Consider the following 24,341-nt stretch of genomic DNA (forward strand, 5'->3'; position numbering starts at 1 on the left):
TTCAATATAATTTCATAAAACTTAAGACATGAAAAAAATATTAATTTTAATTTTTTTAACTTTTTTTTATTCATGTAAAAAGAATATGAAAGATGATAATTGTTTTTATTTATTGAATAAAATAACTGATATTACAAAGCAAAATGAACTAAATTATAATGATATTTACATAAAAGGTTGTGATAAGTATAAAAATTATCCTAACGAATTAAAGAAATGCGACTCATGTTATAATTTAGTGAAAAAATTATCCAATAAAATTGCTAATCTTGATTATTCAAAAAAAGATGAGGTTCTTAAATCTAGAGACTCTATTTTAGTGTTGTTGAATAGAAAATATATGCACTTTAAAGAAGATGATAAATTAAATTTAAATGCAAGTGTTTTTAAAATAAGCATACAATATGAAATGTCTAATGTTTTTCTAGATTTTCTTGTTTTTAATATACTTAAACCAACAGCTTTAAAAGTTAAAGAAGATGATGAATAAAGAAATAAAATCCTTCCAAGATTTCATCGCTTTCATTGATGAAAACTACCATTTTACTCCCACAGCTTTTAAAAACGGCAACCACTTTAATCAGGCAGGTGAAAATAATGGATCGTGTAAAGTATTTGCGTATGCAAAACAGGAACAATTGAGCCAAAAAGACACCTTAGAATTATTCGGTCAATACTTCCAAGATGTTCAAAATACACCTGAAGGGACCGATCATCAAAATATAAGAAATTTTATGATTTTTGGTTGGGATGGCATCCAGTTTGAAAGAGTCGCTTTAGTAAAAAAGTAAAAAGATCCAAGTTATAAGTGAAAAGGCAAAAGTGATAAGTGAAAAAATCCTTTTAAATCCTTTCAATCTGCGTGAAATAAAAATTTTCATATATTTACAATTCAATACTATACGCCAAAAATCATAATTTATAATTTCAAATTCATATAAAACTATGCGTTGGACTATCAAATCTAAGCCAGAAAAAGAAAAAGTACAAGCCTTACAAAATGCACTGCAAGTAGACGAAATTGTCGCTACTTTATTACTACAACGTGGGATTGAATCCTACGATCAAGCCAAACAATTTTTCCGACCCACTCTTGACGACCTGCACGATCCTTTCTTGATGAAAGATATGGATAAAGCTGTGGCTCGTATCGAATTAGCCATTGAAAATCAAGAAAATATTTTAATTTTTGGCGATTATGATGTAGACGGAACAACCGCTGTTTCGTTGGTTTCTAGTTATTTGCGAAGTTATTATCCGAATGTCGCTACCTATATTCCCGATCGTTATAACGAAGGATATGGGGTGTCTTATCAAGGCATTGATTTTGCCGACGACAATGGATTTTCACTAATCATTGCGCTTGACTGTGGGATTAAGTCTATTGATCATGTGGCGTATGCGAAAGAAAAGGGAATCGACTTTATAATCTGTGATCACCATCGACCTGGAGCGCAAATCCCAAATGCGGTTGCGGTTTTAGATCCTAAACAAGAAGATTGTTTTTATCCTTATGATGAATTGTGTGGATGTGGTGTTGGTTTCAAGCTAATTCAGGCTTTATCGTTTAAACGCGATATTACGATGTTTGAATTAATTCCTTATTTAGATTTGGTTGCAACCGCCATTGCAGCGGATATTGTGCCAATAACCGGAGAAAATCGTGTCTTGGCTAAATTTGGCTTACAGGTCATTAATTCTAATCCAAGGCCAGGAATTAAAGCCCTGGTGCAAAATATCAAAAAAAAGGAATTGACAATTTCGGATGTAGTTTTTGTCATTGCTCCTCGAATCAATGCTGCAGGAAGAATTAAACATGGCAATGAAGCGGTGGCTCTTTTAACGGAATATGATTTAGATCAAGCCGAAATTTTTGCTTCTGAAATTGAACAACACAATGCCGATAGAAAGGAATTGGATCAAAAAATTACTAAAGAAGCGCTGGCACAAATTATTGAGAATAATGAAGAAAATCAGTTTTCAACCGTTGTTTATCAGGAAGATTGGCATAAGGGAGTAATCGGAATTGTAGCCTCTCGCTTGGTTGAAAATTATTATCGTCCTACTCTTGTTTTTACTAAAAGTGGTGATAAGTTAGCTGCTTCTGCTCGTTCGGTTAAAGATTTTGATGTGTATAATGCTTTAGAAGCATGTGCGGAACATTTGGAACAATTTGGTGGACACATGTATGCAGCTGGCATGACTCTGAAAGAAGAGAATTATGTAGCGTTCAAAAAGGCTTTTGAAAAAGTGGTGCAGGAAACGATTCATCCCGATTTACGAACCCCTGAAATTGAAATCGATGCAGCAATTAACCTCGTTGATATTTCTCCAAAGTTAATTCGTATTTTAAAACAATTTGAACCATTTGGGCCCGGCAACATGACACCTGTTTTTTATTCTTCTCATCTCAAAGATTCAGGTTATGCCAAAACAATAGGGGCAAACGACGAACATATTAGAGGGTTTGTAAAACAAAAGGGTAGTGAAAGTTTTGGTGTCGTTGGTTTTAAATTGGGAACTAAATTAGATGTTTTAAAAAATAAACAAGGTTTTGAAGCGGTTTATTCTATAGAGGAAAATGAATGGAAAGGGAAAATTAATTTGCAATTGCAGTTAAAAGATATTCGTTAAATTACTTTCAAAGTATAATACATTTTAAAAATCTTTCCGACCTTTGTTTTTCAAAAGTACATTATGACTAAAAAAGACCCCTTTTCATCACTTCGAATCCAAGAATTTAAATGGTTTTTATTTATGCGTCTCGGTATTGTATTGGCTTGGTCCATGCAATTTGTGTTAATCGAATGGGAAGTGTACCGCCTTACTAAAGACCCTTGGTCGCTTGGTTTAATTGGGTTAATGGAAGTGATTCCGGCAATTAGTTTGGCTTTATTTGCAGGTCATATAGTGGATCAATCAGAAAAAAAGAGCATGTTAATTAAGTGTTTTTCTGGTTTGGCCTTAATCAGTATAGCTTTTTGTTTATTAGTAAAAACAGATATTGCAGCGCAGTTAGAAAAAGATACTATACTTTTTGCTATTTATGGATTGGTATTTGTTGGTGGCATCATTCGTGCTTTTATTATTCCTGCAGTGTTTAGTTTATTAGGATTAATTGTCCCTAATAAAGAAAAACCTAATGCAGCTGCATGGAGTAGTTCTACTTGGCAAATTGCAGCGGTTTTTGGTCCGGCATTAGCGGGTTTTTTAATTGGTTGGATTGGTATTTTTGCATCCATGTGTATTGTAGTGGTTTGTGTTGTAGTGGGTATTTTTGGTCTGCTTCAAATTGATAAAAAACCAATTTTAAATCCCAAACGAGGCGAACCAGTCATGCAAAGTTTAAAAGAAGGCTTGCATTTCGTTTTTCAAAACAAAACCATTTTAAATGCTATTTCTTTAGATATGTTTGCCGTCTTATTTGGGGGTGCCATTGCTTTGTTGCCCGTATTTGCAACAGATATTTTAAAAGTAGGCTCTGAAGGTTTTGGAATTCTTAGAGCGGCACCTGCTATTGGAGGCTTATTAACTATGTTAGTTGCAACATATATTCCTTTGAATAAAGAGGCAGGGAAAAAGCTTTTAGTTGCCGTCTTCTTTTTTGGGTTGTCTATAATAGTGTTTGGGCTTTCAACTGATTTTTGGGTTTCGGTTGTAGCGTTGTTTTTAAGTGGGGTTTTCGACGGAATTTCGGTAGTCATTCGTCAAACAATTTTGCAGTTGTACACGCCTGATACTATGCGAGGCAGAGTTTCTTCTGTAAATTCCATATTTGTAGGCTCGTCCAATGAATTAGGAGCATTTGAAAGCGGACTCACGTCTCGATTAATGGGTACGGTAAATGCGGTTGTTTTTGGAGGAATCATGACTTTAGTAGTTGTAATTACTATGGGAGGACTTTCTCCTCAATTCCGAAATTTAGATATTGAAAAAGAATTGGAAAAAGAATAAATCGCAACACCTTAAGCCGTTTTTATTAATCTGAATTTGGGCGTGCCCTTTCAGGTCGGGCTTTCGGCTGTATCTTTTTTTTCCTTCCTTTGGCACAGTAAAAAAAAGGATGCCGCCTCTATCCCTCACGCAAATTTGAAACTATTTGTATTCTTTCAACTCAAATTGTACGCCATCAAATACACCATAGGTAAAATAGCCAATCCAATCGCCTAAATTAATGTATTGTGAATTGGGGTTCAAAGAAATGGTCATCGGTAAATGTCGGTGTCCAAATACAAAATAGTCGTACTGCTTTGTTTCTAATTTTCGTTTGCAATATTGTATTAACCACTCGTTGTCTTCGCCTAAGAAATGAACGTCGGCTTCTCCCGATATCAATTTATTTTTAACAGATAAATATTGTGCTAGCCGTACCCCAATATCTGGATGTAACCATCGATACAACCATTTCGAGAAAGGATGTGTGAATACTTTTTTCATGCGTTTGTATCCTAAGTCGCCGGGTCCTTTTCCGTCGCCATGACCTATTAAAAAAGTTTTTGCATTAAATGTAAACTCTTGATTGTTGTGATAAACAGGGATGTTTAATTCTTTTTCAAAATAATCATGCATCCATAAATCATGATTGCCTACAAAAAAATAGATGGGAATTCCACTATCTCTAATCTCAGCTAATTTTCCTAATACACGTACAAATCCTTTTGGAACAACTGTTTTGTATTCAAACCAAAAATCAAATAAATCACCCAAAAGAAAAATAGCTTCAGCATCTATTTTTACAGCATCTAACCATTGTACAAATTTTTGTTCTCGTGGAAAACTCAATTCAGCAGTGGGTGCGCCAAAATGTTGGTCTGAGGCAAAGTATATTTTCTTCAAAGGATTCTAATTTTTAACAAATTTAGAAAATTGATTTAATAAAAAAATAACATTTTGTCGTTTATATTTTAAATTTTAACGATTTGTTAAAATCCTAATTTTTAAATATATACTTTTGTTAATATTTGATTAATAACAAACTATAAAAAACAAAAATCTTACGATGAAAAAACTACTCTCAATTGTTTTGCTTATCATCACTTGGATTAGTTATGGTCAGTTAACACAGAACTTTGAATCGGGTACGTTTCCACCAACAGGTTGGACTACCTTTGATAACGGAGTTGGTACGGTTAACTGGAATACTACATCGAGTGCTGCATTAGCTTATGGAGGCACAGGTACTTCTGCCTTTTTAACAAGAGTTACAGGTACGGCTGGTGTTACAGCTGAGGAATATTTGGTTACTCAACAATTTTTAGTTCCTGCCAATGGTCAATTACGTTTTTATACTAGGACGACTTTAGCTGGGGATGATGGAAGTACATTTTCTGTTAGAATTTCTACTACTTCACAGACAGGTACAGCGGCATTTACTACAATACCTACGGCTACTTGGACAGAAAATACTTTAAATACTACTTTTAATGTGTATGAGGAGAAAGTAGTGTCGTTAAGTACTTATGCGGGTCAAAATGTTTATTTAGCCTTTGTTCGTACTAATGAGAATGGAGATAGATGGTTGATTGATAATATTAATGTTGTTGAGGCGTGTAATGCACCAGCGACGTTAACTTCTACTAATATTGGTACTACGTTTGCTACTTTAGGTTGGACGGGTCCTGTGGGTGCTACACAATGGGAGATTGAGGTTCAGCCTCAAGCGGTTGCATTTACAGGTGTTCCTAACTATACACCTGTAACCACGAATCCTTATACGGTTTCTACGGGTTTAACACAAGGTACAGCATATAAATTTAAGGTACGTGCTATTTGTCCTTCAGGTTTTCCAAGTGAATGGTCAAGTGCCACGGGTACTTTTACTACTACCATTCCTGGTCAGGCTTGTGCGGCGCCAATTGTAGTGGGTTCATTACCTTATACAACAACAAATAATACGTCTAACTTTGGCGATACTAATGATATTTTACAACCCTTAACGTGTAGTGGTAGTGCTACGAATTATATGCAAGGGAATGATGTGTTTTATACGTATACACCGACTGTTTCTGGAAATATTGCTATAACATTAACACCAGCAGGAGCCAATTCAAGTATCCATGTTTATAATGCTTGTCCTGGTACACCAGGCGCTACATGTTTAGCAGGTGTGGCCAATACGAATAGTAATCCTAGAAATATTAATCCATTTGCAGTTACAGCAGGAACGACGTATTATATTATTGTTTCGTCATCAGCTACATCACAAACCGTGGGTTATACTTTAACAATTCAACAAGTATTTTGTACACAACCTAGTGCATTAACAGCGACAAATATTACCACTACATCAGCAGATTTATCATGGGGTAATCCATCAGGAGCTACATCATGGCAAGTTTCAGTTGGTATGGCTCCTTATGGTCTTCCAACAGGTGCTGGTACAACAGTGAATACTAACACAGGCTGGACATACAATGGTGTTTCTGGAGTTGTGTATCAATATTATGTACGAGCGGATTGTAATGATGGTAACTTTAGTGTTTGGTCAGGTCCATTTACATTTACTTTACCACAAGTTGCAACGAACTTAAACTTTTCAGACGGATTTGAAACGGTTACAGGTTGGACATTAGCAAATATTTCGTCTACAAATGTTGCTCAGCCTAATAAATGGGCATTAGGTACAGCAGTAGCTAATGGTGGTACACATTCCATTTATATTTCAGATACAGATGGAGCGACCAACAATTATAATATTACAGGAACTTCAGTAGTTCATGCCTATAAAGATTTTAATATTCCAGCAGGAGCAATTCAAGGAGAGTTAAAATTTGATTGGCGTTCAATAGGAGAGAATGCGAATGATTATTTTAGAGTATGGATGGTTCCTACCACGTTTACTCCTAATCCAGGAACACAGATTACAGCTGGAGCAGGTAGAATAAAAGTAGGAATAGATTTTTCTTCTTCCGCTACATGGGTTACTCAGGTTTATGATGCGCTAAACATTTCTTCTTTTGCAGGAGGTACCATGCGTTTGGTTTTTGAGTGGAGAAATAATAATGCAACAGGAGTGCAAACACCTGCGGCTATTGACAATGTAATGTTGAATTTAATTGCTTGTCCAAAGCCAACAGCTGTTGCTGCGAATATCATTGGATATAATTATGGTGTTTTATCATGGACAGCTGGAAATACTGAGACACAATGGGAAGTGATTACTCTACCACAAGGTTCACCAGCACCAAATGCTTCATCTACAGGTATAAATGTAACGACTAATCCATATACAATAACAGGATTAAACTCAATTACATGTTATGATGTTTATATTCGAGCGGTTTGTGGTCCTGGTAACGTGAGTTATTGGACGGGTCCGTATAATTTCTGTACTACTCCACACTTCTGTGCGGGAGATCATTTTTATGATACAGGAGGTGCTACTGGAGCATATTCAAATAATGCCAATTCAGTAACAACAATATGCCCAGACAATGTGGGAGATGTTGTAACTGTTGTGTTTAATTCATTCAATATTGCGGCTGGAGATAACTTAGTTATTAGAGATGGTAACTTAATTACTTCTCCAATTGTTGGTACTTATACAGGAACAACATTACCACCATCATTTACATCAACTTCAGCAACTGGATGTTTAACCTTTGTATTTACATCAAATGCAACAGGAACAGCAGCAGGATGGGATGCAACCATATATTGTACACCACCAATTACGTGTCCTAAACCTACAAATTTATCTGTTACATCGGTTACTAATAATAGCGCGCAATTGTCATGGACAGAGAATGGTAGTGCAACACAATGGGAAGTAATTGCTTTGCCAATTGGTTCGCCAGTTCCAGCTCCTGGAACAGCAGGTACTGTTGCTAATTCAAATCCATTTGTATTAACAGGTTTAAATCCAGGTACAGCTTATACTTATTTTGTTAGAGCAATTTGTTCAGCATCAGATGCTAGTTATTATTCTAATGGATTTAATTTTTATACTAAACCAAATAATGATGATTGTGCAAATGCAATTAATGTTCCAGTTAATAATGATTTAAATTGTACGGTTGTTACACCGGGTACTATAACTGGTTCTACTGGTTCTGGTGTACCGGCATCAACATGTGGTGGTGTAGCAGATGATGATGTTTGGTTCTCGTTTACAGCAACTTCTCAAGCGCATATCATTAATTTTAATAATATAGTTGGTTCAACAACCGATTTATCGCATGCTGTTTATTCTGGAACATGTGGAGCGTTGACGCTATTGTATTGTGATGTAAATAATTTTAGTTATAATAACACATTTGTCGCTGGACAAACTTATTACATTAGAGTTTGGTCTGCTACAACTGCAATAAACCAGACAGCATCATTTAATGTGTGTATAAACAAAGTATTGCCACCCGTTTTTGCGGAAAATTCTTCTACGGTTTCAGCGCCAACAACCTATACTGTTCAACAATTGGTAACAGATGTGTTAGTAACCTCTCCTTGCGGAATCGTTTCTAACATTACTTATTCTACAGGGACAAATTTTGGCCAACAAAACGGAATAGGATATTTTAATAAAAATGGTTCTTCGTTTGGACTAGATGAAGGTATTATTTTGGCAACACGTTCTGCAGATACTTGTGATGGACCAAATACAGCTGGTTCTGAAGGTACAAGTACATGGCCAGGCGATGCTCAATTGTTAACATACATGCAGTCTGTAGGACAATCGGTTTCGAATTATTATAACTCGTCTAAATTGGAATTTGATTTTGTGCCAATTGCAGATCAAGTAAAATTTGATTTTATCTTTGCTTCAGATGAATACGGTACATTCCAGTGTGATTATTCTGATGCATTTGCCTTTTTCTTAACCAATACAGCAACAGGAGTTACTACCAATTTAGCAGTAATTCCAGGGTCATCACCACCCGTTCCTGTAGCTGTAACTACAATTAGAAATAATTTGTATAATTCAAGTTGTGCTTCTGTTAATCCTGCTTTCTTTGATAAATTTTATGGTACTGGAAATCCGCAAAATGGTTTGCCAGATGTGGTAGATCCTATTAATTTTAATGGTTATACCGTGCCAATGTCTGCAGTAGGGACAGTAATTCCTGGACAAACATATCATATGAAGTTTGTAGTTGGAGATAGAAACGATTCATCTTTTGATAGTGCAGTTTTCTTAAGTAAATTTGATATTGGTAATGTTGATTTAGGTGCCGATTTAACAGTTACAGGAAATAGTGCGCTTTGTGCGGGACAATCGTATGTGATTGATAGTGGATTGACTGCACCACCATATGAATTTACTTGGTATTACAGAGCAAACAGCACATTACCATTTACAGAACTTGTAGGTCAAACAGGTGCAACTTTAAATGTTACATCTGCCGGAGAATATAAATTAGTTGCGCATTATATTGGTTCTGCTTGTGTGGGAGAAGATACAATTGTGGTAGAATTCTATCCTGATTTATCTTTAAATACTCCTGAACCAAATGATATAACAATCTGTACGCCAAGTCCTGTATTTGATTTAACGCAAAATACACCAGTTGTTTTAGCGAATTTCCCTAATCCAACAGATTATATTGTGACTTATCATTTAACGCAAGCGGATGCTGTTGCTGGACTAAATGCAATTACTAATCCAAATACTTATGTTAATACCTCTAATCCTCAAACTATTTGGGTTAGAATATACAGTACTATAACATTCTGTTCAGGAGTTAAAAGTTTTGATATAGAGGTTGTTGCTCCACCAACAGCAGATATTAGCTACAATAGTACACCATACTGCTTTAGTGCAGGAGTAGCTAATGTAACCTTAATTGGAACATCGGGTGGAAACTACTCGATTATTGGCTCACCAGCTGATATTTCTGTAGATAATTCAGGAACTGTTACTTGGACCAATTCCGTTGTGCCAGGTTCATATACTATTACTTATAATGTAGGTTCAGGTGTTTGTTCTTCAAGTGATTCGTTTACTATTACAATTGATAACCCTATTACAGCATCTTTTACAAGTTTAAATGATACGATTTGTGAAAATGGAAATTCTGTAATAACAGTAAATGGAACTCCAGGTGCAACAGTTACTTATTCAGATGGAACTGCAAATCAAACTATTGTGTTAGATAGTTCAGGAAATGCTAGTTTTAATCATATAGGTGGTACAAAAACTTATACTTTAGTAAATGTTATTTTAGGTTCTTGTGTTCAATCAATAACTGGAAGTGTTACTGTAACTGTTGTTTCCAATCCATCATTTACTCTTGTAGGTGAATGTCAAGGAAGTAGTTTCGTAATCTCCACTTCTGTTGCTACTGTAACTGATTATACTTTTGTATGGTATGGTCCTTCTGGAGAGAATTTAGGTACTGCTTCTACAATAATAGCTAATGCCCCAGGAACTTACACATGTCAATTAACAGATAATTCAGGATTACATTGTGCTTCATCAGTAACTCAATTATTTGATAATGTTCTATGTACTATCCAAAAAGGTATAAGTCCTAATGGAGATGGTTTAAATGATTATTTGAAGTTAAGTGCTCAGAAGGTTGAGATATTTAATCGATATGGTAAGGAGGTTTATAGTAAGTCGAGTTATGTTAATGATTGGCATGGTCAGTCTAACGGTGGTTCAGTTTTACCTGATGGTACGTATTATTATGTTATAGAGTTATACGGAGGCGAGGTTAAAACGGGATGGATTTATATAAACAAAGAGGATTAAAAGAATAAATTAAGGATTAACTGCTTAGTTTTAATAGAGCTAAGCGGTTAATTTTAAACAATACATTTATGAGAAAAATATATTTAGTAGTATTACTATTAACGGTTTTTGGTTCTGATTTGTTTGCTCAGCAGGATCCTCATTATACGCAGTATATGTATAATATGAGTGTTATGAATCCGGCTTATGCAGGTAGTAAGGAGTCATTATCTATGGGTTTGTTGTATAGAAAGCAGTGGGTTGAGATAGAGGATGCGCCTACGACTGCGACTTTATTTGGTCATGCTCCAGTTGGGAAGAATGTAGGTATGGGTCTATCGGTTATTAACGATAAGATTGGTCCTGTTGAGGAGAACAATATTTATGGTGATTTCAGTTATACATTGAATTTAGGAGGAGATCATAAATTAGCTTTAGGTTTAAAGGCTGGTTTAACGTTGCATAATGTTGATTATTTTACGGAGATTGCGCCTACTTTACCAGATCCTAACGATGATTCATTTGCTAAGAATGTTAGTAATAGTTATTTTAATTTTGGTACGGGATTATTTTATTATACGAATAAGTACTACTTGGCTTTGTCTGTTCCTAATATGGTTAAGGCCCAGCATTTAGATTTTAATGGTAGGAGTTATGGTAGTGAGGTGAGTCATTATTTTTTAACAGGGGGTTATGTTTTTGATTTGAATGAGAGTTTAAAGTTCAAGCCTTTTTTCATGTTGAAGAGTGCGTTTGATGCGCCTACTTCGTTGGATGTATCGACAAATTTTTTATTTAAGGAGAAGTTTGAGATTGGCGCGACGTATCGTTTAGACGACAGTTTTGGAGCGATGGTGAATTATGCTATTACACCGAGTTTAAAATTAGGATATGCCTACGATCATATTGTATCGGATTTAAAGGTGACTACCCCGGCATCACACGAGGTTATCTTGTTGTTTGATGTTAATTTCAGCAAGAAGGTATCACGTTCACCGCGTTATTTTTAATCTATTCAAAGAAGAACAGACATGAGAAGACTATATATATCAGCCGTTGCATTGTTACTTACAACAAGTATTTATGCACAGAATAAGGACACAAAAGACGCGGATAAGCTATTTGATCGTTTAGAATATGTTGATGCAGCCCAAGCTTATTCCAAATTAGTAGAGAAAGGCAAAGCGGATGCTTATGTTTACAAACAGCTTGGCGATTGTTACTACAATGTTTTTAACACTAAGGAAGCGGTTACGTGGTATGCTAAGGCCGTGGAGAGCCCACAAGAGGCGGAGGTGTATTACCGTTATGCCCAAATGTTAAAAGCAGAAGGGAACATGCAGGAGAGTAACAAACAAATGGCCCAATTTGCCAAGATGCAGCCAAACGATGCTCGAGCTAAAGCGTTTACCAATAACCCTAATGTGGTGCAACAACTCCAACAACAAAGTAAGTTATACAACATCAAGAAATCGGATGTGAGTAGTGATAAGGCCGACTTTGGTGCGCAGTTAACCAATAACAATGAGGTTTATTTTGCGAGTGCTAGAAACACCGCAAGAAAGAAAAACGGTATGGATGAACAACCGTACTTAGACCTTTATAAGGCAACAAGAAACACAGACGGAAGTTTGAGTCAAGCTACGGAAGTAGTGGAGTTGAATACCAAATGGCACGATGGCCCTGCGGCTATTACCTCTGATGGTAGTACGATTTACTACGGTAGTGAGAGCTTCAACCAAAGTGAATTCCAAAAGGATAAAACAAAGAAATTAAAATACGGACAAATCTACTTATACAAAGCCACAAAAGGGGAAGGGGATAAGTGGACAAATGCCAAAGCATTACCTATTAACAGTAAAGAATACTCGGTTAGAAACCCAAGTATCAGCAAAGACGGTAAGACGTTGTATTTTTCATCAGACATGCCAGGCGGTATGGGTGGCGAAGACATCTGGAAAGTAAGTGTTGATGGCGATAGCTATGGTACACCAGAGAACCTTGGAAGTGGAGTCAACTCAGAAGGGAACGAGAGTTTTCCTTATATCACGGATGACCATGTGCTATTCTTTGCGTCAAACGGTAAACCAGGATTTGGTGGCTATGATGTGTTTACATACAACACCACTACAAAAGAAACCAAGAATGTTGGTGCTCCGGTAAACACGGAGAAAGACGACTTTGCGTTTAGCTACAATAAAGAGAAAAAGGTAGGTTACTTCTCTAGTAATAGAGAAGGGAACGACGATATTTTCCAAGCCGATCCGATTTGTGGTGTGGATGCTTTAGTGAAAGTTATGGATGCAGAAACAGGCAAATTATTAGCTGGAGCACAAGTAACGGTAACAGATGCTAAAAACAAATCAGTAGGCACACAAGACACCGATGAATCAGGAGCAACGAAATACGGATTAGCTTGTGAACAAAGCTATGGCGTAACGGCAACAAGAAGTGGATACGAGCCAGGAAGTGCTACGATGAAACAGAGTGAAGGCGGAAGCGAAGTGATAGAAGTAAAACTAACCCCAATCAAGCCAATCATCACCGAGAGAGAAGTTATATTACAACCGATTTACTTTGAGTACGACAAGTCGAACATCACAGCACAAGGCGCTGAGGAGTTAGACAAGTTAGTACAAGTAATGCACGAGTATCCGAATATGGTGATTTATGCAAAATCGCACACCGATAGCAGAGGAAGCGACAGCTACAATTTGAGATTATCCGACCGAAGAGCTAAGGCTACGGTACAATACATCATCTCAAAAGGTATAGCAAAAGAACGTATCTCAGGCAAAGGTATGGGAGAAACTGAACCGAAAGTTTCTTGCACAAACTGTTCTGAAGAAGAACATGCACAAAACAGACGTTCAGAGTTCTTAATTGTAAAAAAATAAATTAGTTAAGTTAAGAATACCCTCTTAGTAAATACTAAGCAAAAGAGCACCCAAAAGGGTGCTCTTGTTGTTTATATTTTTAGAATTAAAAATTATAGGTCAAACTTGCAATAATAGTTCTTGCTAATAAATTATATTGAGTAGTTGAGACGGTATAGTCAGACGTTTGTGTTTGTGTATACATACGTTTATTTAATAGATTTTTTGCCGTCAAATTAAACTCAAACCGTTTAGTACCGGTAATGTATTTTAAAGTTGAATCAAGAAATAAATAATCATCCGCTTTATGAGTACTATTTGGTATGTAGTAATCGCTTAAAAAAAGTACAAACCAATTTTTCTTGGGTCTTACTATAATTTTAAAAGTATTATTAATTTGTAAATTACTCAAGTCCTGATTGTTATTTCCTGATGAGTTACTTTGTTTTATTTTGAATGAGTTTTCAAAATTAAATTTTATGTCAAATGCTGTTTTAATAAAAAATTCTGAATCTATAATTTTTGTTTTATTATTTCTTAATTCTGAATTGTTTATAACATTTTTATAGTTCGAAATTGAGTAATCAGTTTTAAATCGTAGGATACTTTCAAAAAGAGGTATATATTTCTCAATAAGTATATTCGTGTTTAAATAAGTAATTTTGTCTTTTAAATAAAAATTTGAAATATCTATTATAGAATTGTCGACGTACATTTTTGAAAAGTAATTTCCTCTATTTTCGCTGTAGTTGCAACCAAGATTAAATTGAAATTGTTTGTATAAATTGTTAATTATATAAAAGCCACCTATATTTAATGTTTTTTGAATTTCTAAAATAGGAGTATTTGTTTGTGTAATACGATTAGATATTTGTATTTTATTGTTATACAAATACTCCTCAGAAATCGGTGTTTTTATACTGTTAATAGATGTTGTAATTGCTGAATTATCATTAATTTTAAACTTAATCGATAAATTTGGTTCAAGGGTTACATTTTCTTTTGTAATCGGACTATTATAATCCTCATTCTTTATTTTTTGATAAATATGATTTAATTTAAAACTAGGTGTAATTTTAAACTTGTTAAGTATAAAACTATGTGAATACGATACATAGGTGCTATTTTGATTGATTTCTAATTCATTTTTTGATATTGTAAAAAAGGAATTTGAAGTTTGATTTCTTAATAATGAATAAAAAGGTGATGTATTCAATTGTTCACCAATCGCAATACTGTATTTAGATTTGTTATAACTCCCTAAAAAAGTAGTAACGGCATGAAAGTACTTTTTTTTAAATGAACTATCTTGTATGTCTACAGTAGGAGTATAATTGTTATTTATGCGTTGAATAACAAATTCCTGAGGAGTAAAGTTTATTGAGTAGTTTATTGAAGTTTGAACAGCTTTATTTTCACTTATTTTTTGTGTAAAAAGTAAATTATTCTTTAAAAAATAATTATTTGATTTCAATTTAGTTTCAAAACTGCTACTTTCATTTTTTATCCCGTAAGAAGGAGTAATGATATTTTCCTGAAAAAAAGATAATTTGTATTCCAATAATGATTTTGAAGAAGTAGTTATTTTCATTTCTATATCACTTTTATATAGTGTTGGTTTTTTAACTGTTTCAAAATAATCTATGGTAGTACTAGTTGTGTTATTTATATAATTGGTAATTATGTCTTTATGTGTTGTATTTATTTTATCATTGATGTAAAACAGATTAGTTTTTATACTTACCTTGGGTCCAATTTTAAAGATTGAATTATAATTAGCAAAATATTGATTGTTATTATTAATCCGACTGTCATTTAAATAGCTTACAAATAAATTTTCAGGAATAATTTTTTTTGCAAAAAGATCCTTTTCTTTCAGTTGTTCATTAGTTTGGTTATAAGAGAAATAATCATAAGGAGAATTGTTTTGACCAATAGTATTATGTGTTAAAGTACTAAATGTCTTCATTTTTTTTGAAATAGCCAGTAAATTTAATCCATTATTGAAAGCGGCTTTTTTTTCTTCGAATAAGCCATTTCCAACATCAAGATTACCTGAAAAATCAGTTTTTCCTTTTTTTAATTTTAAATTCAAAGCTACTTTCTCTTTGCCTTCAATTTCTTTTAAAAGCGGATTTTCTGAATAATTTTCAATCGCTTGAATTTGTTCAACCATATCTACATTAATGTTTTTTGTTCCTAAAGTATAATTAGAACCAAATAAATCATCTCCTTCAAGTTTTACGGTTTCAATTGACTTTCCCTTATATTTTATTTCTCCTGAACTTTCATTGATTTCAATGCCAGGTAATTTTTTAATTATATCTTGTATTTTTCTTTCTGAACCATCTTTGTAAGCTGAAACATTAAAAGAAACGGTGTCTTTTTTAACTAGAAAGGGCTTTTTTTTAGTTTCTACCACTACTTCTTTAATTTCAATTGATTTTTCTTTTGTTAAAATAATATCATGAATGTATGTTTTGTTTGTATTAATTTCTTCTAATTGAAAAGTGTTTTTTACATACCCATTAGAAGATGTCTCTAAAATTATAGTTGCATACTTTTTTTTTAGATTAATTATGTACTCACCATTCTTAGCGATTGCAAATTCTTTTGGAATGTCCTTAGCAATACTATCTTTTACTATAATTGTTGCCTGTAGAATAGGTTGTCCTTCATTGTTTAAAACTTTTCCTTTAATGGTTTGAGAATTAATTAAGAAGGGTGTGCAAAAAATAACAATTAACAGTATGTTTTTTTTAAAACTTAACCCCATCTCCACCTTGAATTTTTGGATATATAATTTCGGGACTTAATATTTTTATGGTAACATCGGAACCATCATCTACGGAACCACTTGCTTTTATCCTTTTTATGTAATTGTCAAATGTTAGTATGAATTTCTTTTTATACTCATCCCAAGTTATATAGTTGTCTTTTGATTTTATTTGTAAGTTAATTGTTTTTGTGTTGTCTAATTCAATTTTTAAAGCTTCGTATTGAATAAGATTATCCTCAGAAGAAACAGATAGTATTAAACCCGGTAATCCATAAAATTTCCAAGGTCCTTCTGGATATGCAAGATCAGGTGTATAATATGCATTATATTTTCTACCTCTGAAAACGGTTGTGGCTAAAAAACATTGATATCCTAAAATTTCTTTAGTTTCATTTTCTAATTTCCATTCAAATATATTCAAGCTGTCTTTTACCAAAAATTTAGCGCTAAAAATTTCTTCAGTCATGTAAATACTTTCATCTTCATATTTTTTTATGATAAAGAGGTCAAGTAAATTTTCATCGATTGTTTTTTGATCACTTGCATTATAATTCCATAACGAACCAGAACTATTGATTGTTAACTCGTTTTTGTATGTATTTGAATTAAAATTGTACTCATATTCAACTGTAATGTTTTGAGAATACGTAATTGTTACTAAAAAGATAAACAGTAGTGATTGAATATTTTTTTTCATTTTTTAATAATAATAATTAAAATGCCTCGAGTGAGGCATTCTTGTTTAGTTTAACCCAAAAGAAGCAATTTCATATGCTTGTTCGCAAGCAGCACCTGTTGAACATTCACATGTAACGGTAATAGTTACGTTTCTTGTTGCCGTTTTTACGGTTACAGTACACGAATTTTTTTTATCTGATGTTGTTTTAGAAGTTTTTGTACAAACCTTTTCTTTTAAAATCTCGGAATTGTTTCTTGGTTTGTAGTCTTTGTTGTTTGCTAAAGCAAACGATCCAAATAGCAAAAATGCTAAAGAAAAATATGCATTTTTCATAGTAGTGATTTGAGTTTCCATCTTCTGGCAGGACGAAGATTTCCACGTTTTAATTAATATTAACTAATCTGCCTTTTTTTATTTTTAGTGTTACTCCTTTCTTTTTTTGTAAGATTCTGACAGGCCAAAAATAATATAATTTTTCAATAAAGTAAGAAAATACAAGCAAATAGTATTCTAAAATTTAGGAAAAAATTTATATTTTATTTTATATAAAATAGGGTTTTGTTGATTTTTTATCTAAAAGCTGTAAAGTAAGATTCTTAAAATTATACATTTAAAAAAATTTATCTTTATAGTAATTATTAAAGTTAATTTTTACAAATGTATTTTGTATATACAGTTGGAATATGAGTTGTAAATCCGCTAAAACAATAAATCTTTTTAGAGGTATTCATCCAAAAGTATTGATGTAGTCTTAGTTTCTTATTTTATTTTTTATGGAATAAATTATTGGAAAACAATTTATTAATATTTTTTTGTCCTTTAGATTCAATATAATTCCAAGGCGTTTATGTTGAATTAAATCACCCTGTTAAACAAGTAGAGTTTTGAAACCTAACGCAGAACATTTCAGCTAAATGTAAGTTGCGAACTTAGTAATTATTGAGTCCAAATGTTGTTTAGTGTAGGTATTCGTATTTATCGAATTGTAACTTTCTTGTGTTTTCTTATAATTAAATAAGTTACAATTAGTATTAAAATTTTGGGAAGTAAAAGCATAGTGAAAAATGCCCAATAGGAAATTGTTACTTCAGGTTGTGGTGTAGCATGTATAAAAATATGATTAGTTGAACTCGTGTCTGGAAAAATATAATTCTGAGTCAAGTTCCAACCATAATGAATTGCAAAAGGAATGAGTATTGAATAGGTTCTTGCATAGGAATAAGCCAACAAAAGTCCCATTGAAAATGTAAATGCAAATACAATAATCATTTGTGAAATATTGCCCCAAACCCCTGCATTTATCCAATGTAGTAATGCAAAAATTAAAGAAGAACTAATAACAGCTTTTGGTTGTCCTATTTTTTTAATAAGAATATAAAGTAACACACCTCTACAAAGTAATTCTTCCGTCATTACTGTCCTGAACTGATACCAAGTTTCAATACAAACTGATTTTATCGTCAAAGATTGAGCTATTGTATATTGTTCCTTTGCAATATATATTTTTAAAAGAAAAGTTGTTGCAGAAATTAGAGCAGAAACAATAAAAAGTATTGTGAAATATTTAAGTCTGTCTTTAGTTGGTGTTAGTCCTAAAACGGATAAATTTCCTTTTTCATAAAGCCAAATTATCAACCAAGAAATTGCTAATAGTCCTATTAATTGTAGCATTTTATTTTTCTATACTTTGTGTACATATGTTTCTGCATAATGTTTAGGTGTTGCGAATTTGTAAGCTTCGAAATCGACTAGTTAATTTCGTCTATTCATTTTATAACCTAGGCATTGTTAAAGATACTATTTCTTGCGAAATGTAAACGTGAATTAACTACAAAATTCGGAATCTTGCCAAACGCCTGTTAGCAGTAGTTATTAATCGTATTCAATTTCAAAACTAAAAATACCCTTTTGCAATAAATCTATATAATTTGTATTTAATGAATCTATCCAAGTATATAAATCATTTGAAAAGCTATTAATCCATTCTTTAAATTCTTTTTCGTTTTCAAAAATAGAATTTTCAAAATTTAATAAAATATTATTTTCGAGGATATCAAAATTGATATAATGAGTTTGAAATTCATTTTCCTTTTTAAAAGAAATGTCAAAGACACCATTGTATCTATTTAATTTAGCAATTTCAAAAATTTGATAACTTAATTCTAGAAAAATACTGTCAGAATTTATTTTCTCAAAATATGTTTTTAAATGAAAAGGAATATTTCCGGATAAATAAAAATTGAAACCACTTTTCACACCATGTTCATTAAGATTTATTAGGCAATAAAATTCAAATGTGTTAGTTATTAAAATCTTTGATTTTTTATTTATTCCACCTCTGTGATGTTCTGGTTCAATTCGAATTAGAAATGATTCATCAAGTTCTAACCCATTTTCGGGTTGTATACTTATGATTCGATTTTTGAAGTTTATATTTTCCAATTTTGATATAATTACTGCTAACGTTCCGGCGCTTGGCGAGGTTGCGAGCTTAGGAACCGATTATTTTCTATCAAAGATAAAGTTTCTTGCGAAATGTAAACGTTAATTTACTACAAAATTCGCAATCTTGCCAAACGCCTGTTGGCAGTAGTTTTTTTATTCAGTTTTTTGTGTATTCATAAAGTTCGGTTAATTGCTCATCTCCAAAATTTTTACTCCACATAATTTTGTGATAATCAATTTTAATTTCGCTGAATTTTGTACTATCTGCTTTTTCATTTTTTTCTGTCATCCAATTCCAAAGTTTGGTTGAGTCAATTTTGGACAAAGCTGGTCCAGTCATATTCATGTATAGTTTATGACAAGCTGCACAATTTATGTTAAATAACTCTTTGCCTTTTTTAGTTTTTTCTGAAAAAGAAGTATTTCCGCAAACAATTTCCGGCATTTTAGTTCCACAAATAAATTCTTTATTTTTATTTTCTCGCCAATAAAGGAAATATAAAAATCCAATCACTATTACTAAAAGTCCGCTTGAGATTATTAGAATCCGGTTTGTTTTTTTTTGATTGAATTCATTCGATGTTCGGTTTTCTAAAATTACTGCCAACGTTCTGCCTTTAGTTTGCATTAATAAATAAATAGCTAATTTTCCGAATAGGAAACAGGTGAACTAAAACGTTTCTTAGGGTAATGACCTATAAGCCGCATAAGACCTGTTTCCCTCTTCGGACTTGCAAGTACTACTTGGAATGTTGGGTTTTTAGACCCGTTAAAGGCGATAGCACAGCAAGGATTTATTTAACTTAAAAACAAATGTATGAAAAAAGTAACAGAAACCATTGGTATTGATGTATCAAAATTAACCTTGGATGTCATGGTAAGAACTACCAATATTCATAAGCAGTTTAGTAATGATACAAAAGGATTTAAACAAATTATTACTTGGCTAATGAAACAGAAAATCAATTTAGATCAAAGTCTATTTTGCTTTGAGCATACTGGATGGTATTGTTTAATGTTGAGTTATTTTCTTTATGAAAACAAGCATGCTTATTGTTGTATTAACGCTATAGAAATCAAGAGGTCTATGGGTTTAAAACGAGGCAAAAGCGACAAAGCTGATGCATGGGAAATAGCTAATTATGCATGGCTTAGACGTGATGAGTTAATTCCGTCGGTTCCACCAGCCAAAAAATTAATAGAGTTACAACGTATGATGAGTTTACGGGAACAATTAATAAAACAACAAACGGCAAGTAAAAATCTTTTGAAAGGTATGATTGACATAGTTTTAGACCAAGTAAATGATGTTTCAGTTGGGATCTTAAAAGAGAATATAGCTTATTTAGAAAAGCAAATTACATCAACAGAAAAAGCCATGAATGAGCTTATAAAACAAGATAACACAATGATTACCAGTTATAAACTTTCTAAAACTGTTAAAGGTGTAGGAATGGTTCTAGCTGTTCAGATGTTGTTACATACACACAACTATACACGGTTTGAGAGCTCACGGCAGTTTGCAGCCTATTGCGGTTTGGTTCCTTATCCATACCAATCTGGAACGAGCATACATGGAAGAAATAAAATCCATCCCATAAGTGATCGAAAGATGAAGAGTTTGTTGTCTATGTCAGCTATAAGTGCCATTCAGCACGATAAAGAACTTAAAATATATTACCAAAAAAGAGTAGAAGAAGGGAAACCAAAAATGGTAGTTTTAAACATAATTAGAAACAAAATAGTATCGAGAATATTCGCAACTGTTAACAGAGGAACGCCTTATGTAGAAATGAATAAATTTTTAGCTTAAAAATTTGGATTTGATCTTGGAATGCGGCTTGGCGCAGTAGCGGCTAATTTACAAAAAAAGTTCTTATGAAAACTGCGAGTTGAAAATCCAGCGGATTTTCAGCCGAAGTAGAGTAGTAGCTATTGTGCCAAACCGCTGTTATATGCAGTTTTTTATAACTCATATTCTGAACATAATTCTTTAAATTGAACTTTCTTAATTTGTTCAATAATCTTATCGTCAATTGGGAAAGCTAAATCTTCTTGAAACCAAATTAAACCCAAACAAGAAAAATCCATTTTATTGTCTTTGAAGACTTGATTGCTTTTTAACAAAGCCATACAAGTTATGCTTGGTAACTCAAATTTATTATCACTTAGTCTGTTTTTTTCTTGAGGATTTAAACAATAAACATTTTCAATTTCAAGAATTTTTTTGGCCCGTTCCTCTTTGTTTTCTAAAACCATTTTATTGATAAAGTCGCTTGGGTAACCTTCCAATAAACCTTCATAAGTAAAATCTTGAGATAATTGTATAATTCGGACTTTAATATTTTCTTCGATTATCAACTCAATCATCGGAATTCGTTTCGTTTTTTTAAAATTGCATATAACGTTCCGGCGCTTGGCGAGGTTGCGAACTTCGGAACCGATTATTTTCTATCAAAGATAAAATTTCTTGCGAGAGATAAACGTGAATTTACCACAAAATTCGCAATCTTGCCAAACGCCTGTTACCAGCAGTATTTATTTTCTTTCAATTTTCACCAATCCTTGTCGAGTTGCTAAAAATAGGTTTCCATTTTTGTCGAAAGTCATAGTAGAGATATAAGATGTTGGGATTTCAGAATTTTCATTATGATAATTCTCCCAATTATTATTTAAGTCATATCTTACCAAACCAGCTCTGTCGGTTGATATCCATAGAACTTTTTCAATTTTGTCGTAAAGAACACAATTGGTATGATTAAAAGGCATTCCTGAATTTGATGTTGTAAATTGTTTGAAAGCTCCATTTGTATAATATATTGCAATACCTTCATCCCTGTTTACTTGTCCCGCATTTTTATCTCCAAATTCATAAAGAGAAAAATAAATATTTCCATTTTCATCTTCATCCATTGAAGTTATACATTTTCCTTTCAGTACCGTTGATGTATTTTCGAAGTTTGTTGCTTTACCTTTTTCATCAATCATTATTGATCCACTAAATGTTCCAATCCAGATTCTATTTTTTGAGTCTTTTTTAGCATAGTACACCCTATTTGAAGGCAATTCTTTTACTATTTCTTTATTTATAGTTTTCCATTTTCCTTTTGAGAAAATAGTTAATCCTTTGTCTGAACAAAAGAAGAGTTCTTCTGTTTTTGGGTTATTAATTATGTCATATGCACCATCAATTCCAATTTCATTGATATCATGTTTATTCCAAGTTTTATCATAACTATAAATACTTTGTAATCCGTCAAACCATTTTGTATTGTTATTATCTACTCCAATAGCGAAATAACTTTCTGTAACTTTAGTATTTGTGTTGTTTGCTTCAAGATTGATAAATTCGGAACCATTAAATGATTGAACGCCTTTATCTACGACCAACCAAAGTAATCCGTCTTTGTCAAAAGAAATATTATCAAGTGAATTGTCTGAAAGTTTAGAATTCTTGGTATTCCAAACGGTCATTTTATAATTTTTTATATTTTCATTTTTGTAGGTGTAGTCTTTGTTAAATATTTCTGGGCTATTTGGTTTGTCAAATGATTTTTCAAAGGCTTCCATGTCAACTCTTTCAATTTTACCAGATAATTTATTATCCTTTACGGTAAAAATTAAATTAATTGATACTTTCTCCTCTTTCTTATTTTTGGTTATTGCCGGAACCCATTTATTGAAATTATTTAACTCTTCTATGATTCTTAAAGAAATTTGGCTTTTTGATTTATCATTATAACTAAGTACACAACCTTTACCTTTTGAATCAACCAAAACTTGAAACTTAACTGTACCACTAACACCTTTAAGGTTTAGTGATTCGTTTAATCGTTCTTGTAATTTTTCAAAATCTTTCTCTTTATATGTTGCTTTAGTATCACCGCAGTCAAGACAAAATTTGTCTGCTTTGCAGTTTTCCAATTTTATAGGAAACAAATTTTGAGCATTTAAATTGAAAGAGAAATAGGTAGTCAATAAAATTAAGATTGTTTTTTTCACTTGATAATTATTTTTTAAAGTTTCTGTTGAGATAATATTGCTGGTAACGTTCCGGCGCTTGGCGAGGTTGCGAGCTTCGGAACCGATTATTTTCTATCAAAGATAAAATTTCTTGCGAAACGTAAACGTGAATTTACTACAAAATTCGCAATCTTGCCAAACGCCTGTTATGCGGTCGGCTTTCTAATTTTTGTTTATAACTTTGAAAGTTTTCAAATCATATAAGATTATATCAGTTTTATCTTCTTCGTCAAATTTGTTGTTTTTGTTATTGTCATAATAGCCAGAAACTACCATTGCTCCAGTATTTTTGTTATAAGTCAAATGTTTTACAAAAAAATCATTATTTGTCAATTGAGTTTTTGTTTTGCCATCTGTTGATAAAATAATTATTTTTGATGGATTGAAACTATAACTTTTATTATTAGTATTTTGTTCAGAGGAATTTACTCTTACAAATATTAGATTAATATCTAAACTATCAATTTTAATTTGTTCGGGCATTCCAATTTTAGTGTCTTCGGGGAAATCAACTTGATTCTTTTCACCTGTTTTAGTATTAACAAAAATTAAAGAATTGAATTTAGAATCATTAACTTTGAATCTACCAAAATGATACGCTATTACATAGTCGGTTCCTTGTACTTCTTTTAAATGATCATAATAAAATTCATTATTTTTTTCTTGTCCATTTGATAAAACATTAAATAGTAAAGTGATTATAAATATTAATTTTTTCATGTTTTTTGTTGTATAAAGTTATTGATTTCTCCGATTCTGCGCTAAGCTGTCGCATAACGTTCCCTCGCTTGGCGCAGTGGCGGAAATCGAAGCACAAATGTTCAGTTTTGCACAAAAGTTCAATTGAAGAACTATCGTTGAATTTAGCAC

Annotated in this window: 17 protein-coding genes and 1 pseudogene; 8 read left to right on the top strand and 10 right to left on the bottom strand. The window is 32.6% G+C overall.

The genetic code is table 11. From position 1 onward, the window contains the following. Positions 1-28: 28 nt before the first annotated feature. The 4 genes from KQS_RS01255 (at position 29) to KQS_RS01270 (ending at position 3,954) form a co-directional block, all read left to right on the top strand. The gene (locus KQS_RS01255) at positions 29-490 is read left to right on the top strand and encodes a hypothetical protein (RefSeq protein WP_014387393.1); all 462 of its coding nucleotides are present in this window, start codon (positions 29-31) and stop codon (positions 488-490) included. Continuing rightward, on the top strand, positions 480-791 hold the full coding sequence (locus KQS_RS01260) for a HopJ type III effector protein (RefSeq protein ID WP_041251943.1): 312 nt from the start codon (positions 480-482) through the stop codon (positions 789-791). Before KQS_RS01255 ends, KQS_RS01260 begins: the two co-directional genes overlap by 11 nt. Positions 792-945: 154 nt before the next feature. Next, positions 946-2,634: a single-stranded-DNA-specific exonuclease RecJ gene (gene recJ / locus KQS_RS01265; protein WP_014387395.1), complete on the top strand. Its 1,689-nt coding sequence runs from the start codon at positions 946-948 to the stop codon at positions 2,632-2,634. A gap of 63 nt (positions 2,635-2,697) precedes the next feature. Continuing rightward, entirely contained in the window at positions 2,698-3,954 is a 1,257-nt protein-coding gene (locus KQS_RS01270; protein ID WP_014387396.1) for an MFS transporter, read from the top strand. Between the two features lie 141 nt (positions 3,955-4,095). Here the strand turns inward: KQS_RS01270 and KQS_RS01275 are convergent, their stop codons facing one another. Continuing rightward, positions 4,096-4,836: a UDP-2,3-diacylglucosamine diphosphatase gene (locus KQS_RS01275; protein WP_014387397.1), complete on the bottom strand. Its 741-nt coding sequence runs from the start codon at positions 4,834-4,836 to the stop codon at positions 4,096-4,098. A gap of 163 nt (positions 4,837-4,999) precedes the next feature. On the opposite strand from KQS_RS01275, the gene KQS_RS01280 reads away from it, so the two are divergent. The 3 genes from KQS_RS01280 to KQS_RS01290 all read left to right on the top strand — a co-directional run bounded on the left by KQS_RS01280 (position 5,000) and on the right by KQS_RS01290 (position 13,566). After that, positions 5,000-10,690 (top strand): choice-of-anchor L domain-containing protein, encoded by a 5,691-nt coding sequence (locus KQS_RS01280; RefSeq protein ID WP_014387398.1) that lies wholly within the window; start codon positions 5,000-5,002, stop codon positions 10,688-10,690. 68 nt (positions 10,691-10,758) lie between these two features. Continuing rightward, positions 10,759-11,679: a PorP/SprF family type IX secretion system membrane protein gene (locus KQS_RS01285; protein ID WP_014387399.1), complete on the top strand. Its 921-nt coding sequence runs from the start codon at positions 10,759-10,761 to the stop codon at positions 11,677-11,679. Positions 11,680-11,700: 21 nt separating this feature from the next. Then, positions 11,701-13,566, top strand: a complete 1,866-nt coding sequence (locus KQS_RS01290; RefSeq protein WP_014387400.1) for an OmpA family protein — start codon at positions 11,701-11,703, stop codon at positions 13,564-13,566. Positions 13,567-13,651: 85 nt separating this feature from the next. On the opposite strand, the gene KQS_RS01295 is transcribed toward KQS_RS01290, so the two are convergent. From KQS_RS01295 to KQS_RS14705, 6 genes and pseudogenes are all read right to left on the bottom strand, one after another. Continuing rightward, a complete protein-coding gene (locus KQS_RS01295; protein ID WP_014387401.1) occupies positions 13,652-16,321 on the bottom strand; it encodes a peptidase associated/transthyretin-like domain-containing protein in 2,670 nt (889 codons plus the stop codon). Beyond that, on the bottom strand, positions 16,305-17,021 hold the full coding sequence (locus KQS_RS13915) for a GLPGLI family protein (protein WP_014387402.1): 717 nt from the start codon (positions 17,019-17,021) through the stop codon (positions 16,305-16,307). Before KQS_RS13915 ends, KQS_RS01295 begins: the two co-directional genes overlap by 17 nt. A gap of 45 nt (positions 17,022-17,066) precedes the next feature. Continuing rightward, positions 17,067-17,336, bottom strand: coding sequence for a hypothetical protein (locus KQS_RS01305; protein ID WP_157868376.1), 270 nt, complete (start codon positions 17,334-17,336; stop codon positions 17,067-17,069). A 642-nt stretch (positions 17,337-17,978) separates the two neighbouring features. Continuing rightward, on the bottom strand, positions 17,979-18,674 hold the full coding sequence (locus tag KQS_RS01310; protein WP_014387404.1) for a CPBP family intramembrane glutamic endopeptidase: 696 nt from the start codon (positions 18,672-18,674) through the stop codon (positions 17,979-17,981). Positions 18,675-18,875: 201 nt separating this feature from the next. Further along, positions 18,876-19,445 carry a hypothetical protein gene (locus KQS_RS01315; protein ID WP_014387405.1) on the bottom strand — a complete coding sequence of 190 codons (570 nt, stop codon included), beginning with the start codon at positions 19,443-19,445 and terminating at the stop codon, positions 18,876-18,878. A 160-nt stretch (positions 19,446-19,605) separates the two neighbouring features. Then, positions 19,606-19,848: pseudogene (locus KQS_RS14705) on the bottom strand (c-type cytochrome); the annotation flags it as partial. Positions 19,849-20,265: 417 nt separating this feature from the next. Here KQS_RS14705 and KQS_RS01325 point away from each other — a divergent pair. Then, positions 20,266-21,261 carry an IS110 family RNA-guided transposase gene (locus KQS_RS01325; protein WP_014387407.1) on the top strand — a complete coding sequence of 332 codons (996 nt, stop codon included), beginning with the start codon at positions 20,266-20,268 and terminating at the stop codon, positions 21,259-21,261. A gap of 152 nt (positions 21,262-21,413) precedes the next feature. On the opposite strand, the gene KQS_RS01330 is transcribed toward KQS_RS01325, so the two are convergent. The 3 genes from KQS_RS01330 to KQS_RS01340 all read right to left on the bottom strand — a co-directional run bounded on the left by KQS_RS01330 (position 21,414) and on the right by KQS_RS01340 (position 24,191). Further along, a complete protein-coding gene (locus KQS_RS01330) occupies positions 21,414-21,818 on the bottom strand; it encodes a hypothetical protein (RefSeq protein WP_014387408.1) in 405 nt (134 codons plus the stop codon). Between the two features lie 168 nt (positions 21,819-21,986). Then, positions 21,987-23,450 (bottom strand): ligand-binding sensor domain-containing protein, encoded by a 1,464-nt coding sequence (locus KQS_RS14280; RefSeq protein WP_014387409.1) that lies wholly within the window; start codon positions 23,448-23,450, stop codon positions 21,987-21,989. 183 nt (positions 23,451-23,633) lie between these two features. Further along, positions 23,634-24,191, bottom strand: coding sequence for a hypothetical protein (locus KQS_RS01340; RefSeq protein WP_014387410.1), 558 nt, complete (start codon positions 24,189-24,191; stop codon positions 23,634-23,636). Positions 24,192-24,341: the final 150 nt, after the last annotated feature.

The sequence above is a fragment of the Flavobacterium indicum GPTSA100-9 = DSM 17447 genome (assembly GCF_000455605.1).
GTDB lineage: Bacteria > Bacteroidota > Bacteroidia > Flavobacteriales > Flavobacteriaceae > Flavobacterium > Flavobacterium indicum.